Raw genomic sequence first — 13,710 nt, forward strand, 5'->3', positions numbered from 1 at the left:
AGTCCACGACCTTCGCAGCGCAGTCCCTGTAATAAGCAAGGTAGTTGTAACCGAGAAACGAAGTCCCATAGAGGGGGTGGAGATGTATTAGATTACATTAAAGGCGATAGAATAAATTTCTATACTGGTGGGATAAAAGACAATTCATGGACATGATGAAATGTCACTTTTTGTTGTTCTTGATTCTTACTATGCCTATGGCTGGTTGCCTTGGAGGTGAGACAAGCCAACCCGATCTCCTCTACGAAACGGAACTGGAATCTAAAAACGAAACAATCCTAATCATTCAATACGAATTAGAGGAATCTTTGTCCTTCATTGAATCCCTCCAAAATGGATGGGAGGAAACAAATCAATCCTTGTTAAACGCTGTCAATACAGCAGATTTGGCTCAAATAGAAATCTTGGAACTCCAGATGGGCTGGCAGAGCGCAAACCAAACTTTGCTGCAATTTGAGAAGGAATGGGCCGCTTACAATTCCTCCATCAACGAATACCTCCTTGAGTGGAGTCAAGCAAACGGTACAATTGTAGAACTTGAAAACAACTTGCGAGACGCAAATCAAACCATAATTAATCTTCAAACAGGTTGGGATGCAACCAACCAAACTTTGAGGAGTTTCAATCTCGGATGGGATAATGCAAATGCAACGATTGCATCCTTTAGGAATGGATGGTACGTTACAAACCAAACCTTACAAGACCTACAGTACCAATGGCTAACCATGAATGAATCGTTGATACCATCCATGCCGGGCTTGATCGGTTCTTGGACAAATCCGATTTTCAGCAGCGATCCAAATAGAACAAATCTGTACAGCTGCCAGGACAATATAGGTTGGAAATCAGCGGATGGAAACAACACCTTGAACGCTTTAACAAATACTTCGCAAAACCTCTACCTTTACACCATCAAAGCCAAGGTTGCAAATTCGTCTGATTGTGAATGGCAGAATTTTGATCGGTTATTGAGTGCGTTTGACAACAGTACTGAGGAAATTACAACGATGACGGTCTTCAGAGACAGTTTGAATCTGACAACATATTTGGCGCAGATTAACAATACCAAAGAACGAGCGCTGGTTTACAACAAAGATATTGGTATAACAGTCGATGACTTTCATGAAGCCTTGCAATCTCCAACCACGCTTTACAACGATTCTGGTTTGAATGTAAGCGATGTCACACAGATGCGCGATACTGCCCATGTTGCATCATCTAACCAAAGCCCCATTGATTTCATGCCGTACATACCCGCTGAGGCTCTTCCGATTTACTATGCAAATGATGGAATTATGATGGGTACCGCGGGTTGTAACTCAAACCATTGCTCGCTGACGGATGGAACGGTTGGTGTGGATGGAGATTTCTACCTTTATCCCGAAGATACGCTCGAGATGAACATGACATTTGACACGCCACCTCAATTTGCCAATTTACAAGCAAATCTTTCGTTTATCATCCAAGAAATGTTGATGTCTGTACCCTACACCATGGATCTTGTGATTGAGGTAAACGGTCAACAAGTAGGTGTGCATTCTATGGCCAACGCCCAAGGAGATGAGTCAACGATTTTTGAGGTAAAGTTTTCCACTCCAATCTTGCCTGAATCAGGTACAAACCACATCAAATTCAGTATAGACACTGGAACTTCTTCGGTTACAAAGTATACTGAAAAAGTGGCATATATGTGGGATTTTCGTTTGGGGGATCAAGGACAGGACGGTGATCGAGTTGAGTTGTCGAACCTCAGTGCAACAATTGACCGTGGAGTTGTACAAAACAGACCTGTGCACTCTACCGATTCTTTCATTGCACAAACCAATGAAAATTGGACTATCACACATATTGTAGACGGTATTTTGTTCAAGTATCCTCAACGAGAAGGCCATTATGATCCAGATTTACAAGATAGATATGTCTCCTCAATTTGTGAAATTGCACATGGTTTAGGGCAAACTTGCATGGAAGTATTTTGGGCAAACGATCAATGGACAGGCGATGTCGTAGGCTCAGTTGATACACCAGATATCACCCCCTATCTCGATAACGCTGCGAGATACACCGATGGAATTATTTTCTGGGCACTCGACCTCAATCTTTACGACAGAAACCTTGGAAAATACTCCATCCGGGACCCATGGACCTCAGGTTTTGAAACCGCAGTTGGCTTTCCTGCAACGGTTAGTCCACAACCTAATTATTACCACCGATGGCAGCTTGATGTGCCCAAAACCTGCAATTACACCGTCGATTGGAATATTGAAACGAATCTTGGTCCTGGGAAGGTTGTACATATTGTGAAAATTAATGGGTTTCAAGTATCTTACTTTGATGTTGATGAAGGAGATCATAGGGTCTATCTCCACAACCTTAGCCGGAACTCAAATCTAGAACTTGAGATTAAACTTATTGATGGCTATTCATCTCGAGCTTATGCAAGTCAATTTTACATCAGCGATGATTGTGGTGATCGTCTAGACCTTGGTGAAGCAGCGCACACGACAGGACTCAGCACTAGTACGGAATTGATGTACATTCAATTTACTGAACGAATGATACTCTCTCGGATGTATGATTCATAGTGGAATTGAATAAGGGTCACACTCGCTATCTAAGTGTATCGAAAATTGATTTAGATGAACACTCACTGAACCCTGTTGTGCCTAACGTTGAGATGAACCGTGAATATATGGGGGCCCCTTGCGAACACCCGCATTCGGAAGGGTAGCGTTGTGAATAGGACCCACTGCAGAACCCATGTGAATCTAATTTATGTACAAGGGTGTTAGCATGACCCCCTGTGAACATATGCTATTCATTTATCCCCTTCACTAAATTACTTTATTTTGATGCCTAAGGTGTGGAGAAGATGATAAATAGTAATTATGCAAGCCCCTTTTATGCCTAAATTTAGCAAAGGGACATCTGATAAAATCATCAAAATTCTTGCAGAACTAGAAGAAGGCCTTCATAAAAAAATTGAAAATATTACAGTTGACATTATCAACAACAAACCAGTAGATGAAGCATTATATTTTGGAAGAAAGAATGAACAAATCTTTTATCGAGTGGTGCAAACGGTTTCAACCTCTTTTTCCACGAGACTAGGTCAAAAAATGGAAGAAATTGCATTATGTGTTCTTGAGGCTGGCGGTAGTACTGATATCAAAACCAAAAAAGAGGCAAAGCCAGTTGATCTTAAGTTTACTCATCCCGACGGGCACGAGTATTGGATTGAGATGAAATCGATTTTCGGCCAAAATAAAAGTAATAATGCCACAATAGAAAAAGAGAAGAAAAAGGCAAAGAAAGCAGGAAAAAAATTTCTTCTGTGTGTGTACAACGAAGACAAAGAGGACGGTGATGAAACTAAATCCGGACGGGACTTTTGGAATTTCATTGGCCATGACGATGATACATGGGCTAATTTATCAAAAATCCTTACAGATGAAGGGGAAAGGTTCAATCTAAGCGAGATTATCCGAAATAAAATTGATGAGTTAACAAAACCTTGATGACAAAAATAGAGGGATGTATTGTCTATTATACACAAGGGGGCCCCTCGTGTATGTATGTGCCTTCATGGGTAGCCATGAATAGGACGGACTGAGAACCCTTGTCAACGGACTAATTGTGTACAAGGGTGTTCAGCGATACCCGTTGTGTATATATGTAAATCACTTATTCGCTTGACAAGGCTTGATTAAATGGATTGAGTACATTTCAATATGGCCCACTGCGAACCCTTGTGAATTTCCTATCCATACACGAGGACTACGATGAAGCCTTTGTGAACTTGGTGAATTGAACTGGATAGAATTAAATAACAATGAATGAATCCAACAAACATGTTTAGCGACCCCCATCACGACCACATTGTTCACAACATCGACAACCAGAATCATCTCATTGCCTGTTTTGAAGATGCGATGATGAATAATCTAGATATTGAGAATTGTTTTGGAAACTATGGACAGGAAGTAGCCGTTTGGGCTGATGGGCACCACTATGGGCACTGCTGTCAAACCCTCGTCATTAAAGCAGATTTTTGGTGGAATTATCATATGCACCCACAGCATTTAGTTCATCAAATTAGGGATTACATCAGAAATTGTCCAGCCGTTGAGAGAATAATTGTACAAGGGTCCGAATTTTCCATGAAATCCATGAAATTAATCACAAGCAAGGGACGAATTGATTCCAAATTTTCAGCGTTTATTGCAGGCATCAACGTGCTCAAAGGACCGCCAGTTGTTTTGACTTGTATGACCTTACGAGGAGCAGGCCCTACTCAACACGTAGTAACTGATCACTGTATTTGATAAATATTGTAAAACTGTCTGAAAGGGGTGCCGTTGTGCACGCATACGATGCCATGGGTACCCATGTGAATGCAGACGTGCATAAGGGGGCCCGTTGTGTATAATGTTTGAATTTGACAATCTGGGATTGATATCTCACTCTACTTCTTGAAGTCGTGTGCCGTCTCCAAGAAGGCCAACACTGCAATCGTACCCGGGATTAATGCAATTGTTGATGATGAGGTCCATGATGTCCGGGTCCCATCCATTCATCCAGTCGCCATGCAAAGATGAGCCGCTCGGGTGTGATGCATTCATGTCTGATGAGAGATACCATGTGTCCGATGGACCGGTCTCTTCCGTGACCCAGAATGCAAATTTGTACGATATTTCAGGAATGGCTACGGGGTGTGAGTCCGGGCAATATCCCGTGCCTGTGTTTGGTGCCTCAGCGAGGATAGGATAGGACATGTGGCTGCGCTGATTTTCTGAGGTGAGATTTTGTCCATCCCAACATTGTGGAAAAACGACCCTAAACTCGAGTAATTCACCTGGTTGACATTCAGGCAAATACGGCACATGATCCATTGGATCTCCCTCATCGAATTGAGGAGAAGGAGCCTCCCAATGTTCGCAACGATACTTCGCACTTATCACGTCTTGCGGTTCTGGTCTGTCATGACCTGCAATCATCACCAAGCCTTCAGGTGGGGCTTGAATAAGCTCCGCAGGAATATGGTAGCCGCTTTTGTAGTAAAAGAGAGGTTCAACATATTCCAGCCTGGTTCCATCTGCTGAAAACAATGATGGCACCCAATAAGCGGCTTGATTCAAAGCCACTCCTTCGCAAGTCGTTTGATCTGTTGCGTTCCTCAGTTGTTCCGTCGTGGTGTTTGCATCCGTTTCAGGGAACCCAAAGAAAACATGCTCGTGAGCAGCCCCTGTTTGTCCGGGATATACGAGAGGGTCGTCATTGTTGACATGGGATTCTGTGCAGTGTGTACGAAAATTCCCGGTTCCGTCTTCGTTGATGTAGATGTTTTCATCAGAATAAATTCTGCCTGGCTGTAGGTCGATCTCAGGAGGAGGGTTCGTCTTTACGAGATCGCTTTCATCCTCACCATCTTCGTCTCCCTCAAACCAATCGAAGGCATCAATGGCGATGATGCTTGCAACAATCATTAGAAGAATAGAAAAGGACGTGATTTTGGTGCCGAAGAACTTCGCTGACGTAGCAACATCGACTTCTCGGAAATTCTCAGTTTCCTCCACGAGGCTCTCTCGTGTTGGTTATTGATAAGGTATCGTACATCTTGATTTCAGAATCAAGGAAATCAAAATTCCAACATAAGTTTCATGAAAATTGTTCATTAGCATAATCCCGATATTGAGGATTTTCATTTGCCAATCTCCAAGGGCCTCTTCACTGACCCACGGAGATAAGATTCGAATTCACAAGGGTTCGCAGTGGGCCGTATTCGTGCGTACCAATAGCAACGACGCCATATACAAGGGGCTCCCTTGTGTATACCCCTCTCTATTCTGTTAGAAATTCTGGTTCCCAGAAAATGACAAATCCGGCAAGCAAATAGAATCCGATTTCGACATAGAGAAAGAATCGAGTCTCGGGTTTCAATTCCTCCATTTCCCCCTTGAACCACTTCAGCAGTGTCCTCAAGATTGTTAACATTGTGCTCCCTCATTTACGGCAATCATTCGATACCTTGCCGATTGCAACTGCCAAACAATAACATGATCAATCTTCATGAACAGGCCTATTCATTCAAATGAATAAACTAATCCCAAGAATAAGTGGTTATGGAGATTACACAAGGGTTTATGCTCAAACCCATGTGTTCAAAGTTGGTGTTCATAAGGTCTTTCAGTGGGTGCTATTCGTCGCTACCCTTGCAACTTGAAAACATTCGCGAAATAGATGACAGCATCAGCGTCACAATTGTGTTGTTTTCGGAATCAGGAAAGATGGTTGCAAACAAACATCGATGAATTTTTCATCGTTGTTCGGGAGAATGAAATCGATGTGGAAACCTTGCGCAACTTCATTTGAGGACCGCAACAACAACAACCTCAACCCAAACCGTTTGAAACAATGGACAGGGAGTTGATTGACGTTGACGCCTTTGAGCGGTGGTTTCTGTTCGCTCCAATGGTGGTGTTGATTTTTGCATGGTTGCAATTGAATCTCATTCTCCTTGGTTACAATTCATCGGTCTTTTCTGCTCTGCTTTTGTTGCCTTTGAGTTTGTTCATTGTTCAACGGTTTGCCCCAAAGGCATCAAGAGAATCCACCTCATCCCATCTGGTACTTCTTACGCTTGTCAGTCGTCATCGTCATCTGTGAACTGATCCGGCCCGCAAAAGGCTATCCTGTCCACTACGATGGCGCTTACCATATTCTGCAGGCGTCAACCTATGCTAATATCTTGGATTTCGATGCCTTCAGTAATCGAATTTTTCGACCTCCGTTGCTGCCAGTGCTCCTTAGTACTGCACTTGCTTTTGACGAAGGAGGCTCGCTATCGTTAGTTTTGATGCGTTTCATCGTGTTGCTCTTTGGCTTACAGACGTATGTTCTCGGTAAAAGACTGGGAGCATCAACGGTTTCAGCCACGCTTTTTGCCGTTGCTGCCATCACTTCGCCGGTTGTCATTGATTGGGGTCCAAAATACTATCATGGAATCTTTGCAGCTATGTTGGCGACTACGGTTATGAATCTCCTCTTGAATATTGATTGGAAAAAACCCTCACCGATATTGATGCTCTTCATTGGCTTTTCATCGGGAGGCGTGGCCCTGGCTAGGTATTCATTCACCTATTTGTTAGGCGTTGTTGGATTTTCAGGATTGATGGCTAGAAGGGTGAAGCCGATGATGTGGTTCCTTCTCGCATGGTCATTAGCCGTTCTTCCCTTTATGCTCAACGATTGGATGGAGACAGGCGACGTGTTGGCTTCTTTACGACCTCAAATCAATGCACCAGTGGACCGTGCGTTGGACCCCGTGGAGGGAGTTGGATGGTCTGCAGAAAAATTTTCTGTGCTTGGCTATTTGGACTTCAGGCTGGACCTTCTCTCGGACGGAATCTGGTTTCTTGCTCTTGGAGGAATCGCCTTGCTCATTCGGGATAAAAAATGGAGCGAACTCGCAGTCATTTCGGCCATAGCAGTCCCTCACATTTTGATTTACAGTTTACTCCTTGGATATGGAGAAGCGCGTTATATGATCTTGGTGATCCCCCTGTTCTGTGCACTGGCTGCGCGCTCTTTTGATCCTGTCATTAACTGGGTGAACCAACTGATTCACCCACAGCCCGAATCATGTATTGGCTCCCCTGAGGGTGGCGGCGGGAAAGGAAGGATGAATGAAGCTGGCCAAAATCGGTTTGATTCGGCCGTTCGTCCGGCGCTTTCTTTCATGGTGGTCGTGTTGACCATAGTTGCTCCATTTGCCGGCCATCTTATTGAAACCGATGACTATCACTCGAGGACGAGTGAATGGGTGTACATGATGCGCTCAATTGCAGATGAAGTACCTGAAGATGCAACGGTCGTAGCATCGTCAAAAGACCTTCAGATGAAATGGCTCAGCAAAGAACATTCGAAAGAACCACCCCATTCATTGGATTCCCTTCGCTCTTGGATGAGCGACCGTGATGCCAGCCATATTATCACAAGAAACCGAGGGACTCCGGAGCCCTGTGCCCGAGACGTTACTTTGTGCATTGAAGCGCCTTGGTTGGTTCCGGTTGCCGGTGTGAGTGAGGTTAACGGATGGATGGTTCTGTGGGAATTCGACGACACTGCAGGAGAGTACCAGCCCAGCGAACTTTCGATTGAACCCTTTGTCAAAGTTAACGATCAATGGCACGGGCATGAAGTTGGTACAACCGACCTTATTCGTAACGACCTGTTGGTAGTGAGGCATTACGATGATAGCATAACATTGAATCCTTCTGCATTTAATTCGAGTTCAATTGAGATCGATATCGTGGTATTCAGATTTGATGCGTGGCCCGATGCTGCAATTGACCTCGAATACGGAACAATCGAAGACCTTAGTGCGGACAACAGGTTCTATGCCGCTTCTTGGAACGGAACATCATTTGCCCACAGCGGTCCTTTCGCCGACCAAAACGGTCCACCGGGAACCTTGAATGACCCGTTCACCTTTAGCCCCTCTGAGTATGGCCACGGGGGTGCCTCAGGAGTTCATTATATCCGATTGCGGACCGTAAACTCTTGATGTCCTGTTCAACACCGTTTGCACTGAAGCTCAGGAAAGCACAGCGGCGAGGGGCCTTGAGTTGGGTTCTCAATTTCCGCAGCCGCAGCCACGAGTTTGGCAGGAAGGGTCATCTGCTTTGGCGACGACTTCCTCCTGGGGCTCTTTTTTGGGCTGACGGCGGAGTACGGTTGGAATCCGAATTTTTCTCTGATTTTGAGAGGTGCGGCGGTTCATGTTTCCCCCACGGGGGTGTAGATAATAACCGTTATTGAATAGTTAATAACCAGTGCTGGCCCATATATTTACCAAACTGTGGGCGAAACACGACATCTATTGCATTTGGAAAATTTTAAATATGAAATCAAAAAGGCCTTATATAGATTCACTAGATTAGTGGGTTGGAGTGGAAATTATGGATGATCAACAAGTAGAAGATATTGTCAAGTGCAGCGACTGTGGAAGTCGTTCACTATCGAGGGACGAAACACGTGGCGAAGTGGTTTGCGACGACTGTGGATTGGTGTTGGAAGACAACGTCATCGACCAAGGTGCTGAATGGCGTGTCTTTTCGCCCGAACAAGGCGATCAGCGTGCTCGTACCGGCGCTCCAATGACCGTCATGCTCCACGACAAAGGTCTCTCAACGGACATTGACTGGCAAAACAAAGACTACTCTGGAAAGACCATCAATTCCCGATACCGTTCACAATTTTACCGTATGCGAAAGTGGCAGAAGCGAAGCAGAGTCAGCAACGCTACCGAGCGAAACCTGGCCATGGCTCTCGCTGAATTGGACCGAATGGCCAGCCGCCTTGAACTTCCTAAATCCGTCCGAGAGGCTGCAGCTGTTAACTACAAGAAAGCCGTTGACAAGCGTTTGATCCGCGGTCGTTCCATCGAAGGTGTCGCAGCAGCATCACTCTACGCAGCTTGCCGACAATGTGGGGTTCCCCGAACCCTTGATGAAATCGGACAAGCATCTCGTACAGGACGCAAAGAAATCGGCCGTACATACCGATTCATGGTCCGTGAACTCAAGATGAAAATCATGCCGACAGGCCCTGAAGATTATATCTCACGATTCTGTTCTGGACTTGGTTTGGATGCAGAAGTTGAAGCTAAAGCATACGAACTCATCAAGGCCGCCCAAGAGAAGGAATTGACCAGTGGCCGAGGCCCGACTGGAATTGCAGCCTCAATCATCTACATTGCATCGGTTTTGTGCGGAAAGCGCCGGACTCAACGTGAAGTTGCTGAAGTTGCTGGAGTGACAGAAGTCACCATCCGTAACCGGTACAAAGAACTCATTCAGAACTTGAACATTGAGCTTGACATTTGAGGATTGCATCCTTAGGAAATGTGTAGGAGGGTTTGTGCGTGAGCAAGATTCGTAAGAAAATTTCAAACCAAGCGTTTGAACTGGTTGCGACCGGTTTGGTTGAAGCATTGGAACGCGGAACCATCGCATGGCCCCTTCCTTCTCCGCCGATGAGCGACCCGGATTTCCCCGCCATCCCTCCCACGTCACCGCACGTGTTGTTTGAGCAAGGCCTTGGAATTCTCAACGTTGACCGGGGCATGTTTGACCGACACCTCAATTCAGTTGTCGACCTCATTGTGCCTCACAGGATGAACCTCAGTGACGATCCCTTTGAAATTCATGAGCGATGGCTAAAACGCCGTATGAGTGATGTTTCAAATCGCCTTTTGTTTTGTATAGCCACAGATTGGTTGGCTCAAGCCTTTGACCCCCATGCACCCAATACGGACCGCTGGTGGCTTAGCATCGCTTTGCTCAACGGGCTTTCAATCGCCCCTCACGGCCAGCCCGTTCATCAAGGGTACCACCTCGTCGAATCCATCGCTCTCGCAGAACGCCCTGGAACATGGCATACTCAGCCCGATGCTGGACCCCAACATATGGATTGGAACCCTACCGCCGTTGTCCCAAGGATGTCAACCGTCGTTGTCGCTCACACACAGGGCGTTGAAGCGGCAGTTTGGCTTCTTGAACGCCTTGAGAACAGCGACTCCCCAAGACGTCTTCTTTTGATGCAATGGGTCCGTTTGTTGATGGAACGAAAACCTTTGATCGACCCGTTAGGACTGAAAGAAATTCTTTTGAGAAGGGCGGCTGATGAAGACCCTGAGATTGCGGCTCAAGTCACACTTTGTTTGGCGAAATCGGTTGAAGCCGACCGTGATTTTGGCCTCGAACTCACGCACCGACTTCATTCCAGAGAGGAGCCTTTGGTCCAACGCGGTTTAGCGGATGTGTTGACTCGTCTGTTCCGCCGACTCGGTGAAGACGCCATCCCGTTTCTCAACGATATGCTTGATTCAGAAGACGAAAGTGTGTTGGCTGCAGCAAGTTCAACCGTTGGTGACTTGAAGTATCTCGACAAGGATCAATGGGCTGACCGTTTAGCAACCCTCGCTCACCACCCCTTGGCCATAGTACGGCGAAATCTTGTTCCAAACCTTAGAGAGTACATTGAGTTTGATTCTACCGACCAACGGGGACTTCTTCACCAACTTTGGTGCGACGGCGATGAAGTTGTGCGAACGCGACTCCGAGAACTGCTCATTCGCATGGAAGAGGTTGACTCTGACCAATTTGCTCAACGAATCACAGGGCTCAACGAGCAGAACTCTGACCTCGAACCGCTGTGGGAAATTCTTGCCCTCCGACGCCCTGAGCGGTGTGAATCATGGAAAACATGGCTTTCCCAGGGCGGCTCTCACCCCACAACCCTTCAGAAACCCCTTCCACAATCAACGATGGAAGAACCAGGGGAACTTCCTGAATTGGGCGATGCGCTCGATGTCCTTGACCAAGAACTTGGTTTCCTTGACTGATCACTCTTCTTCGTCCAGAGCAAGTGGCCCCTTGGTAATGGACCAAACATAGAGTCCATTAAACAAGGCAAGGGAGCCAATCAAAGCAAGAATCAACCCTGCCGGTTCCGGAGCAACGCCACCCGCATCAAACAATGAGAGCAAGCGAGTCACAACCAAGCAAACCAAGCCGAAGACTACGACTGACAACCACGTATCTTCAGGGGTCTTCCATCGGTCAACTGTAGGGGCAATTCCAAATTGACCAAATGTACGCTCGTACCACGCCAGATACAGGAAGCTAAGGCCTGCTAATCCGAGAACACCGCGGGTAAAAGAGGCAGAATCCCAAGGCCCCGAAGGGGCGACATCGAGGAAGGTCTGTAGGACAAGCCCCGTCCCTGCTACTGCGAGGGAGAGCGAGATGGTTTTTGCCTCCATGCTCCTCCCGTAGTGGGCCACGCTTGAAAGCCTGTGCCTTTGTCGCAGTGCCATGCAGCATGTTCGTGACGCCCTGATCGTGGCCGGCGGCTTGGGAACTCGGATGTTTCCGGTAAGCGCCATTCAACCCAAGGAAACCCTCCCTCTCGTTGACGTTCCTTTGCTTACACACTTGGTTATGGAAGCCAAGAATGCAGGAGCAACCCGCCTCCATATCATTCTCTCACCGCGAAAAAATCTCGGTGATTTTCTCGCCGATCGTTCTGACTTGGCTACGATGAGGCCGGAACTTGATGCATCTCTGTTTAACATCACAAAAGACATCGAGGTATTCACTCACATTCAACATGAAGCCAAAGGTATTGGAAATGCGCTACAGTGCGCTCTACACGCCGTTGAAGGGCCCATGCTGGTTTTGCTTGGGGACAATGTCCTGATGGACATCCACAGCCCAACAACTGCCTTTGCATCATCAACGGCTTCACGTCGGTTGGTTGAACAATTCAACGAGCACGGGCAAGCAACCGTTGGATTGATGGAAGTTCCAGAGGACCAAGTGAGCCATTACGGGATTGTTTCAATGACAGGGAGCGTTATCACCGGAATGGTTGAGAAACCGTCATTGTCAGAAGCGCCAAGCCGGATGGCGATGTGCGGGCGATACGTCTTCCCAGCCACAACCCAAGCCTTGTTGGAGAACTATTCCTTTGAACGATGTGGGGATTTGCAAACCATTGCTCTTCAGGAGCACTGGATGAACGAAGGGGCTCTTCATGGGGTTCTCCTGGATGGAATGCAGTGGTATGATTCAGGTTCACCGCTTTTGTGGCTTCAAGCCCAAGTCGACCATGCGCTACGCCGGCCAGAATATTCGCAACCTATGCGGGCCTGGCTTCAAGAGCGACTGAATGACTAACGCTGTCCGGGTTTCCAAAAGGTCAGGGGCTCCGGTTGGTCACCCTGTGCGCGACGTAGAGCGAGGTGGTCGGCCCGTTCGTTCCAACGATGGCCACGATGCGCTTTCACATGCGACCATGTCAGCGGCCGCAAGCCTGCAACTTCCCTCCAAAGCAATTGCACTTGGCGAACCAATTCTTTGTTGGCTTTGGCCTTCCAAGCTCCGCTTGCAAGGTTGCCAGCGTATTGGGAATCGGCACGAATCACAGCAGCTTCTTCCCCTCCTTCCACGAGAAGCCAGCGAAGAGCAGCCGCAAACCCGCACAACTCAGCCGTGTTGTTTGAGCCCACCTCGGCCCCAATAAAACCGTCAACCTCAGGGTCAGTGATCACTCGGCCCGATGTTTCCTCAACGATTTCACCTGTTCCACGGCCCAGCCCCGAATCGCCTTTGACAGCAACCAATGCCCAGGCGGCGGGCGTTTGGGCGTCTACATTTTGATTCCCAAGACAGGAGCCATCAACATAGAGGCTCCAGACGGGAGATGCACTCAAACAGCTCACTCGCCGATTTCAGCCTTGTAACCAGCAGCGTCCATTAACTCTGAAACGCCTTCCGGGTTATCGAGCGTCATTTTGACAATCCATCCCTCATCGTAAGGAGATGTATTCATCAATTCGGGTGCATCATCAAGGTCCATATTGACGGCCGTGATGGTTCCGGCAAGCGGTGCGAAAATTGGCGAAGCAGACTTGACCGACTCAACCACAGCGAATTCACCCATGACGCCCATGACGTCGCCTTCAGCAGGAAGTTCAATGTAAACAATGTCGGTCAGCATTTCTTGAGCATGGTCGGTAATTCCGATGGTGACTGTGTTTCCATCAAGTTTCAACCATTCGTGTTCTTTGGTATAGTACAGGTCTTCGGGGATTTCACTCATGGTGCTGCCTCAATTGCCTCACAAGGAGGACCCTCATGAATC

Annotated in this window: 13 protein-coding genes; 8 read left to right on the forward strand and 5 right to left on the reverse strand. The window is 47.1% G+C overall.

Annotated elements, in window-relative coordinates; all coding sequences use genetic code 11:
* The first annotated feature begins 146 nt into the window (after nt 1-146).
* The 3 genes from AAA857_RS08350 (at nt 147) to AAA857_RS08360 (ending at nt 4,325) form a co-directional block, all read left to right on the forward strand.
* Entirely contained in the window at nt 147-2,585 is a 2,439-nt protein-coding gene (locus tag AAA857_RS08350) for a hypothetical protein (RefSeq protein WP_338174504.1), read from the forward strand.
* A gap of 303 nt (nt 2,586-2,888) precedes the next feature.
* A complete protein-coding gene (locus AAA857_RS08355) occupies nt 2,889-3,518 on the forward strand; it encodes a PmeII family type II restriction endonuclease (protein WP_338174505.1) in 630 nt (209 codons plus the stop codon).
* Nucleotides 3,519-3,836: 318 nt separating this feature from the next.
* On the forward strand, nt 3,837-4,325 hold the full coding sequence (locus AAA857_RS08360; RefSeq protein ID WP_338174506.1) for a hypothetical protein: 489 nt from the start codon (nt 3,837-3,839) through the stop codon (nt 4,323-4,325).
* A gap of 135 nt (nt 4,326-4,460) precedes the next feature.
* Here the strand turns inward: AAA857_RS08360 and AAA857_RS08365 are convergent, their stop codons facing one another.
* Nucleotides 4,461-5,576: a DUF1996 domain-containing protein gene (locus AAA857_RS08365; protein WP_338174507.1), complete on the reverse strand. Its 1,116-nt coding sequence runs from the start codon at nt 5,574-5,576 to the stop codon at nt 4,461-4,463.
* Nucleotides 5,577-6,414: 838 nt separating this feature from the next.
* On the opposite strand from AAA857_RS08365, the gene AAA857_RS08370 reads away from it, so the two are divergent.
* Nucleotides 6,415-6,666: a hypothetical protein gene (locus AAA857_RS08370; protein ID WP_338174508.1), complete on the forward strand. Its 252-nt coding sequence runs from the start codon at nt 6,415-6,417 to the stop codon at nt 6,664-6,666.
* Nucleotides 6,641-8,566, forward strand: a complete 1,926-nt coding sequence (locus AAA857_RS08375) for a hypothetical protein (RefSeq protein WP_338174509.1) — start codon at nt 6,641-6,643, stop codon at nt 8,564-8,566. The genes AAA857_RS08370 and AAA857_RS08375 overlap by 26 nt, the downstream gene beginning before the upstream one ends.
* 69 nt (nt 8,567-8,635) lie before the next feature.
* Here AAA857_RS08375 and AAA857_RS08380 read toward each other — a convergent pair whose 3' ends face one another.
* Entirely contained in the window at nt 8,636-8,782 is a 147-nt protein-coding gene (locus AAA857_RS08380; protein WP_338174510.1) for a hypothetical protein, read from the reverse strand.
* 178 nt (nt 8,783-8,960) lie between these two features.
* Here AAA857_RS08380 and AAA857_RS08385 point away from each other — a divergent pair, with 178 nt between their 5' ends.
* Together AAA857_RS08385 and AAA857_RS08390 are read left to right on the forward strand one after the other, a co-directional pair.
* Nucleotides 8,961-9,887 carry a transcription initiation factor IIB gene (locus AAA857_RS08385; RefSeq protein ID WP_338170829.1) on the forward strand — a complete coding sequence of 309 codons (927 nt, stop codon included), beginning with the start codon at nt 8,961-8,963 and terminating at the stop codon, nt 9,885-9,887.
* Between the two features lie 38 nt (nt 9,888-9,925).
* Nucleotides 9,926-11,407, forward strand: a complete 1,482-nt coding sequence (locus AAA857_RS08390) for a hypothetical protein (RefSeq protein ID WP_338174512.1) — start codon at nt 9,926-9,928, stop codon at nt 11,405-11,407.
* Here AAA857_RS08390 and AAA857_RS08395 read toward each other — a convergent pair whose 3' ends face one another.
* Nucleotides 11,408-11,827: a hypothetical protein gene (locus AAA857_RS08395; RefSeq protein WP_338174513.1), complete on the reverse strand. Its 420-nt coding sequence runs from the start codon at nt 11,825-11,827 to the stop codon at nt 11,408-11,410.
* 52 nt (nt 11,828-11,879) lie between these two features.
* On the opposite strand from AAA857_RS08395, the gene AAA857_RS08400 reads away from it, so the two are divergent.
* On the forward strand, nt 11,880-12,743 hold the full coding sequence (locus AAA857_RS08400; protein ID WP_338174514.1) for a sugar phosphate nucleotidyltransferase: 864 nt from the start codon (nt 11,880-11,882) through the stop codon (nt 12,741-12,743).
* Here the strand turns inward: AAA857_RS08400 and AAA857_RS08405 are convergent.
* Both AAA857_RS08405 and gcvH read right to left on the reverse strand, forming a co-directional pair.
* Nucleotides 12,740-13,279, reverse strand: coding sequence for an RNase H family protein (locus tag AAA857_RS08405; RefSeq protein WP_338174515.1), 540 nt, complete (start codon nt 13,277-13,279; stop codon nt 12,740-12,742). The two genes, AAA857_RS08400 and AAA857_RS08405, sit on opposite strands and share 4 nt — an antisense overlap.
* Before the next feature lie 5 nt (nt 13,280-13,284).
* Nucleotides 13,285-13,668, reverse strand: coding sequence for a glycine cleavage system protein GcvH (gcvH, locus tag AAA857_RS08410; RefSeq protein WP_338174517.1), 384 nt, complete (start codon nt 13,666-13,668; stop codon nt 13,285-13,287).
* Nucleotides 13,669-13,710: the final 42 nt, after the last annotated feature.

Origin of the sequence: Candidatus Poseidonia alphae, from assembly GCF_943787815.1 — an archaeon.
GTDB classification, from domain to species: Archaea; Thermoplasmatota; Poseidoniia; order Poseidoniales; family Poseidoniaceae; genus Poseidonia; species Poseidonia alphae.